General features: G+C 69.0%; 16 protein-coding genes. 5 read left to right on the top strand and 11 right to left on the bottom strand.

The window, feature by feature from the left end; translation table 11 throughout:
• Positions 1–9 precede the first annotated feature (9 nt).
• Positions 10–378 (bottom strand): hypothetical protein, encoded by a 369-nt coding sequence (locus RT282_RS05005; RefSeq protein WP_313312171.1) that lies wholly within the window; start codon positions 376–378, stop codon positions 10–12.
• Positions 379–397: 19 nt separating this feature from the next.
• Between RT282_RS05005 and RT282_RS05010 the strand changes: the two genes are divergently transcribed.
• Together RT282_RS05010 and RT282_RS05015 are read left to right on the top strand one after the other, a co-directional pair.
• The gene (locus tag RT282_RS05010) at positions 398–1054 is read left to right on the top strand and encodes an ATP-binding cassette domain-containing protein (protein ID WP_313312174.1); all 657 of its coding nucleotides are present in this window, start codon (positions 398–400) and stop codon (positions 1052–1054) included.
• Between the two features lie 37 nt (positions 1055–1091).
• On the top strand, positions 1092–1724 hold the full coding sequence (locus RT282_RS05015; protein ID WP_313312177.1) for a LysE family transporter: 633 nt from the start codon (positions 1092–1094) through the stop codon (positions 1722–1724).
• A 13-nt stretch (positions 1725–1737) separates the two neighbouring features.
• On the opposite strand, the gene gdhA is transcribed toward RT282_RS05015, so the two are convergent.
• Positions 1738–3081, bottom strand: coding sequence for an NADP-specific glutamate dehydrogenase (gene gdhA, locus RT282_RS05020; protein WP_312757514.1), 1344 nt, complete (start codon positions 3079–3081; stop codon positions 1738–1740).
• A gap of 244 nt (positions 3082–3325) precedes the next feature.
• Entirely contained in the window at positions 3326–5212 is a 1887-nt protein-coding gene (gene mutL / locus RT282_RS05025) for a DNA mismatch repair endonuclease MutL (RefSeq protein ID WP_313312179.1), read from the bottom strand.
• A gap of 90 nt (positions 5213–5302) precedes the next feature.
• Here mutL and RT282_RS05030 point away from each other — a divergent pair, with 90 nt between their 5' ends.
• Positions 5303–5956, top strand: a complete 654-nt coding sequence (locus RT282_RS05030) for a DedA family protein (protein WP_313312182.1) — start codon at positions 5303–5305, stop codon at positions 5954–5956.
• Between the two features lie 65 nt (positions 5957–6021).
• Here the strand turns inward: RT282_RS05030 and RT282_RS05035 are convergent, their stop codons facing one another.
• From RT282_RS05035 to tsaE, 4 genes are all read right to left on the bottom strand, one after another.
• Positions 6022–6261, bottom strand: a complete 240-nt coding sequence (locus RT282_RS05035; RefSeq protein ID WP_312305341.1) for a glycine zipper domain-containing protein — start codon at positions 6259–6261, stop codon at positions 6022–6024.
• 174 nt (positions 6262–6435) lie between these two features.
• Positions 6436–6768, bottom strand: coding sequence for a cupin domain-containing protein (locus RT282_RS05040; RefSeq protein ID WP_312305344.1), 333 nt, complete (start codon positions 6766–6768; stop codon positions 6436–6438).
• 46 nt (positions 6769–6814) lie between these two features.
• The gene (locus RT282_RS05045; RefSeq protein WP_312305346.1) at positions 6815–8278 is read right to left on the bottom strand and encodes an N-acetylmuramoyl-L-alanine amidase; all 1464 of its coding nucleotides are present in this window, start codon (positions 8276–8278) and stop codon (positions 6815–6817) included.
• Positions 8275–8820, bottom strand: a complete 546-nt coding sequence (gene tsaE, locus RT282_RS05050; RefSeq protein ID WP_409519452.1) for a tRNA (adenosine(37)-N6)-threonylcarbamoyltransferase complex ATPase subunit type 1 TsaE — start codon at positions 8818–8820, stop codon at positions 8275–8277. Before tsaE ends, RT282_RS05045 begins: the two co-directional genes overlap by 4 nt.
• Between tsaE and queG the strand changes: the two genes are divergently transcribed.
• Positions 8794–9882, top strand: coding sequence for a tRNA epoxyqueuosine(34) reductase QueG (gene queG, locus RT282_RS05055; protein ID WP_313312188.1), 1089 nt, complete (start codon positions 8794–8796; stop codon positions 9880–9882). The two genes, tsaE and queG, sit on opposite strands and share 27 nt — an antisense overlap.
• Positions 9883–9940: 58 nt before the next feature.
• Here the strand turns inward: queG and RT282_RS05060 are convergent, their stop codons facing one another.
• From RT282_RS05060 to RT282_RS05075, 4 genes are all read right to left on the bottom strand, one after another.
• The gene (locus tag RT282_RS05060; RefSeq protein ID WP_313312189.1) at positions 9941–10846 is read right to left on the bottom strand and encodes an AEC family transporter; all 906 of its coding nucleotides are present in this window, start codon (positions 10844–10846) and stop codon (positions 9941–9943) included.
• Between the two features lie 7 nt (positions 10847–10853).
• Entirely contained in the window at positions 10854–11273 is a 420-nt protein-coding gene (locus RT282_RS05065) for a DUF1850 domain-containing protein (protein WP_312305354.1), read from the bottom strand.
• A gap of 3 nt (positions 11274–11276) precedes the next feature.
• The gene (locus RT282_RS05070; protein ID WP_312305356.1) at positions 11277–13310 is read right to left on the bottom strand and encodes a TRAP transporter permease; all 2034 of its coding nucleotides are present in this window, start codon (positions 13308–13310) and stop codon (positions 11277–11279) included.
• A 65-nt stretch (positions 13311–13375) separates the two neighbouring features.
• Complete coding sequence (locus RT282_RS05075; RefSeq protein ID WP_313081371.1) at positions 13376–14335, bottom strand: TAXI family TRAP transporter solute-binding subunit; 960 nt, start codon at positions 14333–14335, stop codon at positions 13376–13378.
• A gap of 157 nt (positions 14336–14492) precedes the next feature.
• Between RT282_RS05075 and xerD the strand changes: the two genes are divergently transcribed.
• On the top strand, positions 14493–15413 hold the full coding sequence (xerD, locus tag RT282_RS05080) for a site-specific tyrosine recombinase XerD (RefSeq protein WP_313312191.1): 921 nt from the start codon (positions 14493–14495) through the stop codon (positions 15411–15413).
• Positions 15414–15420: the final 7 nt, after the last annotated feature.

The raw sequence follows: 15420 nt of genomic DNA on the forward strand, positions 1-15420 counted from the left end.
AGGCCCTGCTTAAAAAAGGCCAAAGTGCGCCGCGAAGGCCTCGGCAAAGGCCGGCAGCCCGCTTATCGACAGCGTGAGGGTAACGCGTCCATCGCTTCCCGCCTGCAGGGCGGGCACCAGCTCGCCGCGCGCCCCGTCGTAGCGAAGCTCCTGCAGCGGCTGTCCCCGGCGTTCGCATTGCAGGTCGTATTGCCACAGGCCTCCCTCCTCATGAGGACCGTGCAGCGCGCCGAATTCCGTCCAGGCCCAGGCCAGTATGCTGTGCACCTCCTGGGCGAGCTCCTGCCGCCGCGCCTCGGGCACGCTGGCAATGGCGTCCCAGGTGGCGACGCCGTCCTCCGCCTCGCTGTAGTCGAAATCAAGAAAATGCAACGCCATGGCCTTTCCAACGTCTGAAATGCGAGCCCCGAGTGTGACCCAGGGCGCGGGCGCGCCGTCCTTCGTGCTGGCGGCGCATGCGGTGGATCTCGGCTTTCCCGGCAAGCCCCTCCTGCAGGGCTGGAGCCAGCATCTGCCGGCCGGCCTGGTCCTGGTGCTAGGGGACGAGGGCGCTGGCAAGACCAGCGTGCTACGGCTGCTGGCTGGCGAAATCGTGCCGGCCGCAGGCCGCCTGCAGCTGAACGGCCTGGCCCACGGCAGCCCCGGCTACCGCCAGCAGGTGTTCTGGCGCGACCCGCGCGATGCCTGGCTGCGGGACATGACGCCGCTGGCCTGGAGCATGGCCTTGGCCGCGCAATACCCGCGCTGGAGCGCCCCGGCATGGCAGCGCCATGTGCAAGGCTTTGCGTTGCAGCCCCACCTGGACAAGGCGATGTTCCAGCTCTCCACCGGCAGCCAGCGCAAGGTGCTGCTGGCCGCGGCCTTGGCCAGCGGCGCGCCGCTGACGCTGATCGACGAGCCCGTCGCCGCGCTGGACCGTGCCTCCATCGGCTACCTGCGCGCCGCGCTGCAGGACTGCGCCACGGCCGAGGCGGGCCGCGCCGTAGTGGTGGGCCACTACGACGACCTGGACGGCCTGCCCTGGCTGTGCACCGTGGCGCTGGACACGCACTAAACTGCGCTCCCGCCGTCCCGCCAACCAGGAGCGCGCCATGCAAGCCCTGCTGTTCTTCCCCGTGGCCTTTGCCATCGCGCTCACGCCCGGACCCAACAATTTCTGCGGCCTGAACAACGGCATGCGCGCCGGCGGGGGCGCCGCGCTGGTGGCCACCACCGGGCGCGTGGCGGCCTTCGCCATCTTCCTGGCCATCTCGGCCGTGGGGCTGGGCGCCATGCTGCTGGCTTCCGAGACCGCCTTCACCGCCGTGAAGTGGCTGGGCGCGGCCTATCTGTTCTGGATCGGTTGGCGCGCCTTTCACAGCCGCTCACTGGGCGGCACGGCGGACCTGTCCGAGGGAGCGGACGGGGCCATGGCGGGACGTGCGCCGCTGCGCGCGCTGGTGGCCCAGGAATTTCTGCTGGGCATCACCAACCCCAAGGCCATCATCCTGTTCGCGGCCATCTTTCCGCAATTCATCGACCCGGGTCAGCCCGCGGCGCGGCAGTTCCTGGTGCTGGGCTCGACCTATCTGCTGGCCGAGTTCGTCTCCACGGCCGTGTATGCCAGCTGCGGGCGGCAGATCCGCCGCCTGATCCGCACGCCGCGCGCCGTGGTGCGGCTGAACCGCGCCACGGACGGCTTCTTCATGGGCGCGGGCGGCCTGCTGCTGGCCGCCCCGCGCTGACGAAGGCTGCCGCTTAGACCACGCCCTGCGCCAGCATGGCGTCGGCCACCTTCACGAAGCCGGCGATGTTGGCGCCGTCGATGTAGCTCACGCGGCCGTCTGCGCGCTGGCCGTGCTGCAGGCAGGCCCCGTGGATGCCCTGCATGATCTGCAGCAGGCGTGCGTCGACTTCGTCGCGCGTCCAGGACAGGCGCGCCGAGTTCTGGCTCATCTCCAGGCCCGAGGTGGCCACGCCGCCGGCGTTGCTGGCCTTGCCGGGGGCGTACAGCACGCCGGCCGCTTCAAAGGCCTTGGCGGCCTCGTTGGTGGAAGGCATGTTCGCGCCCTCGGCGACGCACAGCACGCCGTTCTTGATGAGCGTGGCGGCGTCGCGCTCGTCCAGCTCGTTCTGCGTGGCGCAGGGCAGGGCCACGTCCACCGGCACGTGCCAGGGGCGCACGCCGGCCTCGAAGCGCACGCCGGTGCGCTCGGCGTAATCGCTCACGCGGCCATAGTGGTGGTTCTTCACGTCCATCAGAATGGCCAGCTTCTCGGGAGTGAAGCCTTCCTCGTCGATCACCGTGCCGCTGGAGTCGGACACCGTGACCACCTTGGCGCCGTGCTGCATGGCCTTCTCGACCGCGTACTGCGCCACATTGCCCGAGCCGGAGACCGACACGCGCAGCCCGTCCAGCGAGCGGCCGCGCGTCTTGAGCATCTCCTCGGCGAAATACACCGTGCCATAGCCCGTGGCCTCGGGGCGGATCAGCGAGCCGCCAAAGGCCAGGCCCTTGCCCGTGAACACGCCGGCAGCGGTGTTGGCCAGCTTCTTGTACATGCCGGCCATGAAGCCCACCTCGCGCCCGCCCACGCCGATGTCGCCGGCCGGCACGTCCGTGTCGGCACCCACGTGGCGGAACAGCTCGGTCACGAAGGCCTGGCAAAAGCGCATGACTTCGGTCGGGCTCTTGCCCTTGGGATCGAAGTCCGAACCGCCCTTGCCGCCGCCCATGGGCAGCGTGGTCAGCGCGTTCTTGAAAGTCTGTTCGAAAGCCAGGAACTTGAGCACCGACAGGTTCACCGAGGGGTGAAAGCGCAGGCCGCCCTTGTAAGGGCCGATGGCCATGCTGTGCTGGATGCGGTAGCCGCGGTTGATGTGCACCGTGCCGTGGTCGTCGAACCAGCTCACGCGGAACATGATCACGCGCTCAGGCTCGACCAGGCGTTCCAGCAGGCCCTGTTCGGCGTAGCGTGGGTTCTTCTCGATGAAGGGCCACAGGCTTTCCATCACTTCGGTGACGGCCTGCAGGAATTCCGGCTGGCCGGGGTTGCGCTGGGCGACATGCTCGAGGAATTGGCCCACGGACTGATGCTTCATAAAACAGGGACTTTCTGCAGGGAGAGAAGGGGAACAGAGTAACGGCCTTGCGGCGGTGCAGCATAGGATTATGTCTAAACGACATGAACTTATGCGCGACCAGCCTTTATCCGACTGCTCTTCGGGTTATTTCTGCTGTTTTTTTGCATCAGGAGCCGGTTTTCTTGCGTGCGCAGGCCTTCCCAACCCTGGGTCAGCAAGGCTGATCGACAGAACACAGGGGGCGGGCCGGTGGCCCGTACGGTCAGCGGCCGCGCAGGAAGAGCGCGTCCAGCTCTTTCATCGACAACTGGCGCCAGGTGGGCCGGCCGTGGTTGCACTGGTCCGAGCGCTCCGTCACCTCCATCTGGCGCAGCAGGGCGTTCATCTCCTCCAGCGTCAGGCGACGGTGGGCGCGCACGGCACCGTGGCAGGCCATGGTGGCCAGGATCTCGTTGTGTGCCCGCTGCAGCACGGTGGATGCGTCATGCGCCGCCAGCTCGGCCAGCACGCTGCGCGCCAGCTCCACGGCATTACCCTGGGCGAGCGTGGTGGGCACGGTGCGCACGGCCAGGGTGCGGGCGGAAAACGGCACCACCTCCAGCCCCAGCGCCGCCAGGGTCTCGGCCTGCATCTCGGCCGTGGCGACTTCCTCGGGCGTGGCGGCGAAGGTGGCCGGGATCAGCAGCGGTTGGCTGGCCATGCGCCGTCCCTCGCCCACCTGGGCCTTCAGCCGCTCGTAGACGATGCGCTCGTGCGCGGCGTGCATGTCGACCAGCACCAGGCCCTGGGCGTTCTCGGCCAGGATGTACACACCGTGCAGCTGCGCCACGGCGCGCCCCAGGGGCCAGGTGTTTTCCTCGGGCAGCGGGGCGGCAGGCAGGGAGGTCGGCGGCACCTGAAAGGCGGGGGCGGGTGCCGGCGGGTTCCACGGCGCGCCCTGGTCCGAGACCATATGGCCGGTCTGCGGAGTCTCAAATTTGATAGCTGTCTGCGCTTGATTGGCGGGCGTTAGAGGCTGTTTTGACCATATATCTCCCAGCATGGGCAGGGCCGCCGGCGCCGCGGGCTGCGGTGCCGCCTGCTGTTGCTGCTGCAGCTGTTGTGCGCGCGGAGCGGCCAGGGCGTCGTCGATGGCATGGCGCACGGCCTGGTGCACCTCGCGGCTGTCGCGAAAGCGCACCTCGATCTTGGTCGGGTGCACGTTCACGTCCACCCGCTGCGGGTCCATCTGCACGTACAGCGCGTACACCGGCTGGCGGTTGCCGTGCAGCACATCCTCGTAAGCGCTGCGGGCGGCGTGGGCCAGCACCTTGTCGCGCACGAAGCGGCCGTTTACATAGCAGTACTGCTGGTCGGCCCGGCTGCGCGCGGCGTCCGGCAGACCGGCCCAGCCCGTGACCTCCACGCCGCCCAGGCGCCGGTGCACGGGCACGGACTGCTGCAGGAAATCCTCGCCGAGCACGTCCGCCAGGCGGCGGCCCAGGGCGGCTCGCCAGGCTTCAGCGTCATCGGCGGCGTTGGCGTCCAGCGCAGGGCGCCACTGCTCCACCAGTCGGCCTTCATGCCAGATGGCAAAGCCCACGTCGGGCCGTGCCAGGGCATGGCGTCGCACCGCCTGCACGCAGTGCGCCAGTTCGGTCGCGTCGCTCTTGAGGAACTTGCGCCGCGCCGGGGTGGAGAAGAACAGCTCCTTGACCTCCACCGTCGTGCCCTGGCTGCGCGCGGCCGGGCGCAGCTCGCCGCTGCGTGCGTCCAGCAGGAAGGCGCTGGCCTGGCCGGGCGGGCGCGACAGCAGCGCCATCTCCGACACCGAGGCAATGGCGGCCAACGCCTCGCCGCGAAAGCCCATGGTGGCCACCGATTCCAGGTCGTGCAGATTGGCGATCTTGCTGGTGGCGTGGCGGCGCAGGGCCAGATGCAGCTCTTCCTCTGGAATGCCGGCGCCGTCGTCCTCCACGGCGATCAACCGCACACCACCGGCCAACAGCCGCAGGGTGACCTGGGTGGCACCGGCGTCCAGGGCATTGTCCACCAGCTCGCGCACGGCGGAGGCAGGACGCTCCACCACCTCGCCGGCCGCTATCTGGCTGATGAGTTCGTCGGGCAGGTCGCGTATCGAGCGGCGGGTAGAAGGCAGTTCGGAATGCACCCGGCAGATTCTATGCAGGGCCTGCGGCGCTACATTACGGCGCGATGCCGCTGGCACCCGGCCGGCGCGCATGCATGTTTTGGGGACGTTGTGGAAGTTCTGTCGTTTCTGGTCGATTTCATCCTGCACGTGGACAAGCACCTGGCTGCCTTCGTCGCCAGCTATGGGCCGTGGGTGTATGCCCTTTTGTTCATCATCGTGTTCGTGGAGACGGGCGTGGTGGTGATGCCCTTTTTGCCGGGCGACTCGCTGCTGTTCGTGGTGGGTGCGCTCAGCGGAGCAGGGCTGATGAATTTTCCACTTGCCTGCGCGCTGTTGCTGGCTGCGGCCATTTTGGGTGACCAATGCAACTACAGCATCGGCCGCTGCCTGGGGCCCAAGGTGTTCCAGTGGGAGCAGTCGCGCTGGTTCAACCGCCGGGCCTTCGACCAGGCCCATGCCTTCTATGAGCGCTACGGCGGCGTGACCATCGTGCTGGCACGCTTCATGCCGTTCATTCGCACCTTCGCACCCTTCGTCGCCGGAGTGGCGCAGATGGAACGGCGCAGCTTTACCGCGTACAACGTGGGCGGGGCCGTGCTGTGGGTGCTGGGCATCTGCACGGCAGGATATTTCTTCGGCAACCTGGACTGGGTGCAGCAGCACCTGGACAAGATCATCTGGGCCATGATCTTCGTGCCCGGGTTGATTGCCATCTTTGGCGCTTGGCGAGCCGGCCGCAAGGCCCAAAGCGCTTCAAATTAAATAGCTGCCAGCGCAGGCTGGGCCTGCGCTGGAGCTAATTTTCACCGTTAAAAGACTAGGCTGCCTTACCGGCGGCCCCGGCGCTGGTCGCGGTCCCGATCCTCGCCCAGCTCATGGCCGACCAGGGCCCCTGCACCGGCACCAACCACGGTAGCTGCGGTGCCGCCCACGGCGCTACCCAAAACGCCGCCGGCCACGGCGCCTACGCCCGTACCGATCTGGGCATTGGTGGGGTTGCTGGAGCAGCCGACCAGGCCCAGGGTGGCGGCGCTGGCTGCGACACACAGAAGATGGCGGTAATTCATGATGGACTCCTTGTGAAGAATGGGCCTTGCGGCCGGAGGCGCCGCCGGGTGGTGGTGCCCTTCCTAGCCCCCGAGGGGTCTGTATCTTCACTATGGCTGCGGCCTTTCTTGGCCGCTGTAGTCCGCCCTTGCCGCCCCCTGTAGGAACGTTGTCGCGCCAGCCTCGGACCGGGCTCAGCCCGGTTGTAGGCAGATGGTGACCAGCAGCGAGCAGTCGTGCACGGCGCGCAGAGCGTGCGGTGCACGGGCCTGCAGGTGCAGCAGGTCGCCCGCGCGCAGCAGATGCACGTCCTGGTCAAGCTGGAACTCCACTTCGCCCTCCAGGCACTGCACGGTGATCTCGCCGGGCGTGTCGTGCTGGCGCATGAGTTCGCCCGCGCGCAGCACGACGCGGATCACCTCCAGCTGCTGCGCCTTGATGATGGCGTAGGACTGTGTCTGCGGCAGCACCGCGCCCAGCGGGCGGATGCTGACGACCTGGGCAGATTGGGCGTGGGGCAGGGCCATGGCAACCTCCTTGTGCAAACACGACAAGGCCGGCTGGCGCACGGGCCTACACGGTGCGGCTGCGCGCCAGCGGCGGGTTCTTGGCGAAGTATCGGGTGATGCCGCGCATCAGCGCGTCGGCCAACTGCTCCTGGTAGGCAGCCGAGCGCAGGCGCGATTCTTCCTCGGGGTTGCTGATGAAGGCGGTCTCCACCAGCACGCTGGGAATATCGGGCGCCTTGAGCACGGCAAAACCAGCCTGCTCCACCCGCGGCTTGTGCAGCTTGGCCATGCCGCCGATCTCGCCCAGCAGCACGCTACCCAGCTTGAGGCTGTCGTTGATCTGCGCGGTGGTGCTCATGTCCAGCAGCACGCGCTGCACGTGGCGGTCCTGTCCGCCCACGTTCACCCCGCCGATCAGGTCGGCCTGGTTTTCCTTGTTGGCCAGCCAGCGCGCGGCCGAACTGGAGGCGCCGCCCTCGCTCAGGGCAAAAACGCTGGCGCCGCGCGCGGCCGGGTTGGTGAAGGCGTCAGCGTGGATGGAGACGAACAGGTCGGCCTGCACACGCCGGGCTTTTTCCACGCGCGTGGCCAGGGGCACGAAGAAGTCGCGGTCGCGGGTCAGGAAGGCGCGCATGGGATTGCCGCCCACGGTGGTGGCGTTGATGCGATCGCGCAGCAGCAGGGCGACCTTGAGCACCACGTCCTTCTCGCGCGTGCCGGCGGGGCCGATGGCGCCCGGGTCTTCGCCGCCGTGGCCGGGGTCCAGCGCCACGATGATCAGCCGGTCGGTGGCCCGGGCGACGGCCGGCGCGGGCGGGCGGGCGGGCGTGGAGGGGACCGGTGCTGGCGACGGTGCGCTGGCGACGGGGGGCTTGGCCGGCACGGGCAGGGGCAGGCCCTGGGGCGGGGCTTCGCCGCGGGCGCTGTGGCGCGCGATCAGCTCCTCCAGCGGGTCGGTGGACGGTGCGGCCGCCGCCATGGGGGGCAGCGCCGGGGCGGTGGCCACGGGAGCCGTGGGGTCGCGCAGGCGCTCGGCGATCAGCGCTTCCAGGGGGTCGGTCGCCTGCTCGGGGTATAGGTCGAACACCAGCCGGTGCCGGTAGGCGGCCACGGGTTCCAGCGAGAACACCTGGGGCAGCGCGGCCTGCTTGAGGTCCACCACCAGCCGCACCACGCCCGGCGCGTACTGGCCCACGCGGATGCCCGCGATGTTGGGGTCGTCCGGCTTGACCTTGGCCACCAGCTCGCGCAGCGACGAATCCAGGTCCAGACCGTCGATGTCCACCGCCAGGCGCGGCGGCGTGGCCACGAAGAACTGCCTGGCCACCAGCTTGCGGTCGGACTCGATGGTCACGCGCGAATAGTCCTGCGCCGGCCACACGCGCACGGCCACGATGCCGGCGCCGCGCGCGATCTGCTGGGCGCCCAGCAGCAGCACCAGCGTGCCCGCGCGCAGCAGCGTGCGCCGCGCGGGGTCGGTTGCGGGGCGGACGATGGAGGCGGAGGAGGGGGGCGCGGCTTCGTTCATGGCATGTCCGGCAGGGGCTGGGCCAGGCCTTGCAGCATGTCGCGCCCGCGAGGCGTGTGGGCGGTCAGCGTCGCCTGCCGGGACGCATCATCGTTCGCATGCAGGCAAATGGCAACATCGGCCGGCGGCAGGGCGGCGCCCGCTTGCTGGGGCCATTCCGCCAGCTTCAGGCCGGGGCTGGCGAAGACGTCGCGAAAACCCGCGTCCTCCCACTCGCGCGGATCGGTGAAGCGGTAGAAGTCGAAGTGCCAGATGTCCAGGCCCGGGGCCTGGTGAGGCTCGACCACGGCGTAGGTCGGGCTCTTGATGCGCCCGGCCACTCCCAGCGCGCGCAGCAGGTGGCGCACCAGCGTGGTCTTGCCGGCGCCCAGGTTGCCGTGCAGCGTGATGAAGGCGTCGCGCAGCTGCGGCTGGCGCGCCAGCGCGGCGGCAAAGCGCTGCGTGTCGTCCTCGTCGTCCCACTGCAGCTGCAGGGTCAGCAACGCCTGCGCGCCGCGCGGGGTTTCTACAATTTCATGTTGATGGTGATCGGCAGCAGTCAACTCATTCCCCAGATCCGGCAGTGGGCCCGCGAGCTGGGATTTTCCCAAATCGGCGTGGCCGGCGTGGATTTGTCCAGCGCCGAACCCGGTCTGATGCAGTGGCTTGCCCAGGGGTTCCATGGCGAGATGCATTACATGGCCGCGCATGGCACCAAGCGCGCCCGCCCGGCCGAGCTGGTGCCCGGCACGGTGAGCGTGATCACCGCCCGCATGGACTACCTGCCGCGCGACACGCCGCCCGAATGGCAGGCCGTGGAATGGAGCCGCCTGCAGCGCCCAAACGAGGCCATCGTCTCCGTCTATGCCCGCGGGCGGGACTACCACAAGGTGCTGCGCTCGCGCCTGCAAAAGCTCAGCGAGCGCATCGCCCAGACGCTGGGCCCTTTCGGCCACCGCGTGTTCACCGATTCGGCCCCGGTGCTGGAGGCCGAGCTGGCCCGCCGCAGCGGCCAGGGCTGGCGCGGCAAGCACACGCTGGTGCTCAGCCGCGAGGCCGGCTCGATGTTCTTCCTGGGCGAGATCTACGTGGACATGGCGCTGGAGCCCACCGAGCCGGTCAGCGCCCACTGCGGCAGCTGCCAGGCCTGCATCGACGTGTGCCCGACGCAGGCCATCGTCGCGCCGCACCGGGTGGATGCGCGCCGCTGCATCTCCTACCTGACCATCGAGCACGCCGGCCCCATCCCCCTGGAGCTGCGCCCGCTGATGGGCAACCGCATCTATGGCTGCGACGACTGCCAGCTGGTCTGCCCCTGGAACAAGTTCGCCCAGGCCAGCAGCCTGCCGGACTTCGACCTGCGCGCCGGGCTGGTGGGCCAGCAGCTGGCCGCCCTGTTCGCCTGGGACGAGTCCACCTTCCTGCGCATGACCGAGGGCGGGCCCATCCGCCGCATCGGCCACGAGCGCTGGCTGCGCAACATCGCCGTGGCGCTGGGCAACGCGCTGCGCGCCGCCGATGCACAGCAGGCCCCGGCGCTGCGCGCCGCGCTGGCCACGCGCGCGGACGACGCCAGCGCCCTGGTACGCGAGCACGTGGCCTGGGCGCTGGCCCAGCAAGTTTGAATGAAATCGGGCTCAAACGCCCGTGCAGAAAGCGCCGGCAGCTATCAATAAGGTAGCTTCAGCGCAGCATGCCCAGCGCGAGCGTCAGGCTTGCCGCGCCCAGCACGGTGGACAGCGTCACCAGCCCCGCCACGTAGGCGCCGTTGTGGCCCATGCGCGCCGCCAGCACGTAGCAGCTGGAGGCCGTGGAGACGGCGCAAAAGGCCATCAGCACCGAGGTCTGCACCGCATCGAGCCGCAGCAGATGCGCCAGGGCCCAGGCGACCAGGGGCATCGCCACGTGCCGTATGGCCAGCACCGACGCCGACAGCAGCTTGCCGCGCGAGAGCAGTCCAAACTGCATGCCTGCGCCCGCCGCCATGAGGCCCAGCGCCAGCGAGGCCGCGCCGATGCGGCTCACCGCGGGATCCAGCCACTGCGGGATGCGCAGGCCCAGCAGGTTGGCCGCCAGGCCCGTGGCGGTGGCGATGATCAGCGGGTTGCGCAGCAACTCGCGCGCAAAGCCCAGCTGGCCGCCGCGCGCCATGGGCCAGACGGCAGCGACGTTGACCAGCGGCACGCACACGCCGATGAGAACGGCCATCATGAGCAGGCCCTGCGCGCCGGCCAAGCGCTCGGCCAGGGCCAGCACGATGAAGGAGTTGAAGCGGAACGCCACCTGGGCAGCGGCCGCGTGGTCGCGCCGGTCGATGCGCCGGCCCAGCCAGGGCAGGTGCGGCAGGCTGTAGGCCAGGGCCACGCCGCACAGCGTGGTGCCCGCGCCGGCGGCGACCAGGCCCGCGGCCTCGCCCACGTCGATGGGGCTTTTGACGACCGACTGGAACAGCAGCACCGGGAACAGCAGGTAGTACACCAGGCCTTCCACCGGCTGCCAGACCGAACGGTTCAGGGGCGTGTGGCGGCAGACCAGGTAGCCGCACAGGATCAACAGGAAGTCCGGCGCCAGCAGTTGCAGGTAGGACATGGCGTGTTCAGCCGGGGGCGCCGTCGGCGTGCGGCTGCGTGCAGGCAGACAGCAGCGTGATGCCTCCGTCCGAAGGCAGCCAGTGCCCCATGGGGCGGCAGCTGCCGTGCACGCACAGCGTGAAGTCGGGGGTGAATTCCGAGCGGGTCAGGCGCAGCGCCTCCGGCAGCGGTGTGGTGGGCCGGTAGTGGTACCAGCCGCCCCGCAGTTGCGCGTCGTCGGGCGGCTCCATGCCAGCGGCCGATCCGCGCACCCGCGCCGAGAGGGCGCGCAGCGCCACCGGCGGACCAGGGAGCACGGCATAGTCTTCTTCCCAGCGCACCTTCTCGATGGAGTGGGTCCACGCCACGGTGAACTGGGAGGCTGGAATGAAGACCTGCGCGGCGGCCGAGGCCGCCAGCGCCAGGCAGATACCCGTCAGCGGCATGGATCAGGCCACGGCGACCTGCTTGCGTGAGCGCCGCGCGTGCCACACCAGGAACAGGCCGACGGCCAGCAGGCCGACCTCGTCCGTCATCGGCAGCGCCACCACCAGCAGACTGGCGGAGGCGACGGCGACCAGGCGCTCGAGCCAGTTCAGCGGGCCGAACAGGTAGCCGATGGCGCCGGCGCCCCACATGGTCACGGCCACCAGGGCCTTGAACACCACCCAGACGGTGGCCAGCCACGTACCTCCCTGCAGCATCAGCGCCGGGCTGTACACGGCCATGTAGGGCACGACGAAGCCGGCGATGGCGATGCGCACGGCCTGCATGCCGATCTTCAGGCCGCTCTCGCGCGCGATCGGCGCGGCGGCGAATGCGGCCAGGGCCACGGGCGGCGTCAGGTCCGCCATGATCCCGAAGTAGAAGACGAACATGTGCGAGACGATGAGCGGCACGCCCAGCTGCAGCAGCACCGGCGCCGCCAGGGAGCTGGTGATGATGTAGTTGGGAATGGTCGGGATGCCCATGCCCAGCACCAGGCAGGTCAGCATGGTCAGGAACAGCGCCAGGAACAGGCTCTTCTCACCGATCAGGATGATGCGCCCGCCCAGTTCCGCGGCCACGCCGGTGAGGTTGATGATGCCGATGATCACGCCGACCAGCGCGCAGGCGATGGCCACGGGTAGTGCGTGGCGCGCGCCGTCGGCCAGCGCGGCCAGCGCCAGGCGGCGCGCGTCACCGCCCGTGCGGCGGATGTAGGTCAAGGCGACGAGCATCAGCGTGACCACGATGAAGGTGCCGACGCCGAAGTAGAAAAAGCCGGCGCAGGCAAAGCCCAGCAGCACCCAGAACAGCGCCCGCAGCGGCGTGCCACGCACGCCGCTGGCGACGGCCGCGCCGAAGATCAGCACCACCGTCAGCGCCAGGCCCACCGTGCCCGAGAACATGGGCGTGTAGCCGGAAAACAGCAGCGCCACCAGGCCGATCAGCGGCAGCAGCAGGTACCAGCGCTGGCGCACGGCGGTCCAGGGGTTGGGACACTCCTCGCGCGACAGGCCGGTCAAACCCTTGCGCCCGGCCTCCAGGTGCACCATCCAGAAGGCGGTGAAGAAGTACAGCATGGCCGGGATGACGGCGGCCTTGACGATGTCCACGTAGGGCACGTTGATGGTCTCGGCCATGATGAAGGCCACGGCGCCCATCACCGGCGGCATGATCTGCCCGCCCATGCTGGCGGTGGCCTCCACGCCGCCCGCAAAGGCCGGGGCGTAGCCGAAGCGCTTCATCAGCGGGATGGTGAACTGGCCGGTGGTCACCACGTTGGCCACGCCCGAGCCGTTGATGGTGCCCATGAGAGCCGAGGAGATGACCGAGACCTTGGCCGGGCCGCCGCGTGTGTGGCCCACGGTGCCCAGGGCGAAGTCGTTGAACAGGTTGATCATGCCCGCCTGCTCCAGAAAGGCGCCGAACAGGATGAACAGGAAGATGTAGGTGGAGGACACGTAGGCGGGCGTGCCGTAGATGCCCTCGGTGCCGAAGGCCAGCGTGCTCACGATCTGGTCCAGCCCGAAGCCGCGGTGCGCCAACGGACCCGGCAAGTGCTGGCCGAACAGGCCGTAGAGCAGAAAGATGCCGCAGATCAGCGGCAGGCCCCAGCCCATGGCGCGGCGCGCCGCTTCGAACACCAGGGCGACGATGGTCACGCCGATGACCCAGTCCATGGGAATGAGCTCGCCGGCGCGGGCCGTCAGGTCGGACTCGAACACCCAGTGGTACAGGCTGAAGACGAAGCCCACCAGCCCCAGCGTCCAGCCCAGGATCTTGCCCAGCCGCGCCGCGCCGGTGCTGCCGCCCTGCAGCGGCGGGTAGAGGATGAAGATCATCAGCAGCACGAAGCCCACGTGCAGTGCGCGGATGACCTGGCTGGACAGCGGGTGGAATGCCGCCATCCAGATCTGGTAGCTGGAAAACAGGATGGCCACCGCAAAGACGGCGCCGCGCAGGCCGGTACCCGGGCTATCGGTCGTTGAATCGTTCATGGGTATGTCTCATGCGGAAAAAAAACGGCCCCTTGAAGCGGGGCCGGTTTCCAGTGCCAGGCGTCTTACTTGATGACGCCCACTTCCTTGTAGTAGCGCTCGGCCCCCGGGTGCAGGGGGATGGGCATGCCCTTGGTGGCGTTCTCCCTCTGGATCGCCTTGGCCGCATTGTGTGCGGATTTCAGGGTATCCAGATGTTCGTACAACTGCTTAGCCATCTGGTAGGCCAGCTCGTCGGACACGCCGGCGTGCGTGATCAGGTAGTTGGGGATGGCTGCGGTCGGCACATCCGCGTCCTGGCCGCCATAAGTGCCGGCCGGGATGGTGGCAGGCTGGTAGGCGGCGTCGCCCACCTTGGCCACTGTCTCGGCGGGAATCGGCACCACCACGATCTTCACGGCCGTGGCCAGGTCGCGGATGGAAGCCACGCCCAGACCGGCGGACTGCAGCGTGGCGTCCAGCTGGCGGTTCTTGATCAGCTCCACCGACTCGCCGAACGGCAGGTATTCCACCTTGGCCAGGTCCTTGTAGTCGATACCCGCGGCCTTGAAGATGGCGCGTGCGTTCAGCTCGGTGCCGGAGCGGGCGGCGCCCACGGAGATGCGCTTGCCCTTCAGGTCGGCCAGCGTCTTGATGCCGGCGTCGGCGTTGGCGACGATCTGGATGTAGTTGTTGTAGGTGGCGGACAGGCCGCGCAGTTTGTCCAGCTTCTTGGGGAAACCGGCTTCGGCGTCGCCCTTCCAGGCGTCGGAGACAGAGTCACCCAGGGAGAAGCCCACTTCGCCGCGGCCTGCCTGCAGCAGGTTCAGGTTCTCGGCGGATGCCTTGGTCACCTGGGCCGTGGCGCGCACGTTGGGGATGGACTTGGCGTACACCTGCGACAGCGCCACGCCCAGCGGGTAGTAGACGCCGCTCTGGCCGCCGGTCAGGACGTTGACGAACTGTTGTTGCTGGGCATGGGCCACCGAGGCCACGAGGGCCGTGCCCAGGGTGAGGCCGAGGCCGAGTTTCTGAAGCCAGCGCATGTAGGGGTCTCCTGTTTTTCGAGCAAAAGGGAGCGGGCAGAATAGCGTAACCAGAGGCATCCGACAGGACGGGTCCGACAAACCTTTCAAGGGTTTTCGCGGATTGCCGCAGGGCGTGATAACCATCCGTGATACTCGCTTTCCGACTGCGTGCGCCATGATTTCCTCAGCCGTCTCCCCTCCGAAGGCCGCCCAGCAGGAGCCGCTCATCGACCAGTTCGTCGATGCGCTGTGGCTGCAGGATGGTCTGGCGCGCAACACCTTGCAGGCCTACCGGCGCGACCTGGTGGCGCTGGCCGACTGGCTGGCCGAGCAGGGCACGGGCCTGGCGCGGGCCGGCGAGGCGGAGCTGAACGGCTACCTGGCCCACCGCCACGCGCAGACGCGGGCCACCACGGCCAATCGGCGGCTGACCGTGTTCCGGCGCTTTTATGCCTGGGCGTTGCGCGAGCGCCTGGTGCTGCAAGACCCCACGGTGCGCCTGCAGGCGGCGCGCCAGCCCCTGCGCGTGCCCGGCACGCTGACCCAGGGGCAGGTGGAGGCACTGCTGCAGGCACCTCCGGTCGACACCCCGCTGGGCCTGCGCGATCGCGCCATGCTGGAGCTGATGTATGCCAGCGGCCTGCGCGTGAGCGAACTGGTAACCCTCAAGACGCTGCATGTGGGCATGGCCGAGGGCGTGCTGCGGGTGCTGGGCAAGGGGGCCAAGGAGCGGCTGGTGCCGTTTGGCGAAGAGGCCCGCAGCTGGCTGGAGCGCTACCTGGCCGAGGCGCGCGGCGCCATTCTGGGTAGCCGGCAGACGGACGACCTGTTCGTGACCCAGCGCGGCGCTGCCATGAGCCGGGTGATGTTCTGGATGGTGGTGAAGAAATATGCGCGCGTGGCGGGCATCACCGCGCCGCTGTCGCCGCACACGCTGCGCCACGCCTTTGCCACGCACCTGCTCAACCACGGCGCGGATCTGCGCGTGGTGCAGCTGCTGCTGGGGCATGCGGACATCTCCACCACCACCATCTACACCCACGTGGCGCGCGAGCGGCTCAAGCTGCTGCACGCGCAGCACCACCCGCGCGGCTAGCGCCGGA

The organism is Pulveribacter sp., assembly GCF_032079985.1.
Classification (GTDB): domain Bacteria; phylum Pseudomonadota; class Gammaproteobacteria; order Burkholderiales; family Burkholderiaceae_C; genus Melaminivora.

Bases quoted from the DNA above. Each gene is read 5' to 3' on its own strand.
- RT282_RS05005 (WP_313312171.1), bottom strand. From the start codon at position 378: ATGGCGTTGCATTTTCTTGATTTCGACTACAGCGAGGCGGAGGACGGC.
- RT282_RS05010 (WP_313312174.1), top strand. From the start codon at position 398: ATGCGAGCCCCGAGTGTGACCCAGGGCGCGGGCGCGCCGTCCTTCGTG.
- RT282_RS05015 (WP_313312177.1), top strand. From the start codon at position 1,092: ATGCAAGCCCTGCTGTTCTTCCCCGTGGCCTTTGCCATCGCGCTCACG.
- gdhA (WP_312757514.1), bottom strand. From the start codon at position 3,081: ATGAAGCATCAGTCCGTGGGCCAATTCCTCGAGCATGTCGCCCAGCGC.
- RT282_RS05035 (WP_312305341.1), bottom strand. From the start codon at position 6,261: ATGAATTACCGCCATCTTCTGTGTGTCGCAGCCAGCGCCGCCACCCTG.
- RT282_RS05040 (WP_312305344.1), bottom strand. From the start codon at position 6,768: ATGGCCCTGCCCCACGCCCAATCTGCCCAGGTCGTCAGCATCCGCCCG.
- RT282_RS05045 (WP_312305346.1), bottom strand. From the start codon at position 8,278: ATGAACGAAGCCGCGCCCCCCTCCTCCGCCTCCATCGTCCGCCCCGCA.
- queG (WP_313312188.1), top strand. From the start codon at position 8,794: ATGTTGATGGTGATCGGCAGCAGTCAACTCATTCCCCAGATCCGGCAG.
- RT282_RS05060 (WP_313312189.1), bottom strand. From the start codon at position 10,846: ATGTCCTACCTGCAACTGCTGGCGCCGGACTTCCTGTTGATCCTGTGC.
- RT282_RS05065 (WP_312305354.1), bottom strand. From the start codon at position 11,273: ATGCCGCTGACGGGTATCTGCCTGGCGCTGGCGGCCTCGGCCGCCGCG.
- RT282_RS05070 (WP_312305356.1), bottom strand. From the start codon at position 13,310: ATGAACGATTCAACGACCGATAGCCCGGGTACCGGCCTGCGCGGCGCC.
- RT282_RS05075 (WP_313081371.1), bottom strand. From the start codon at position 14,335: ATGCGCTGGCTTCAGAAACTCGGCCTCGGCCTCACCCTGGGCACGGCC.
- xerD (WP_313312191.1), top strand. From the start codon at position 14,493: ATGATTTCCTCAGCCGTCTCCCCTCCGAAGGCCGCCCAGCAGGAGCCG.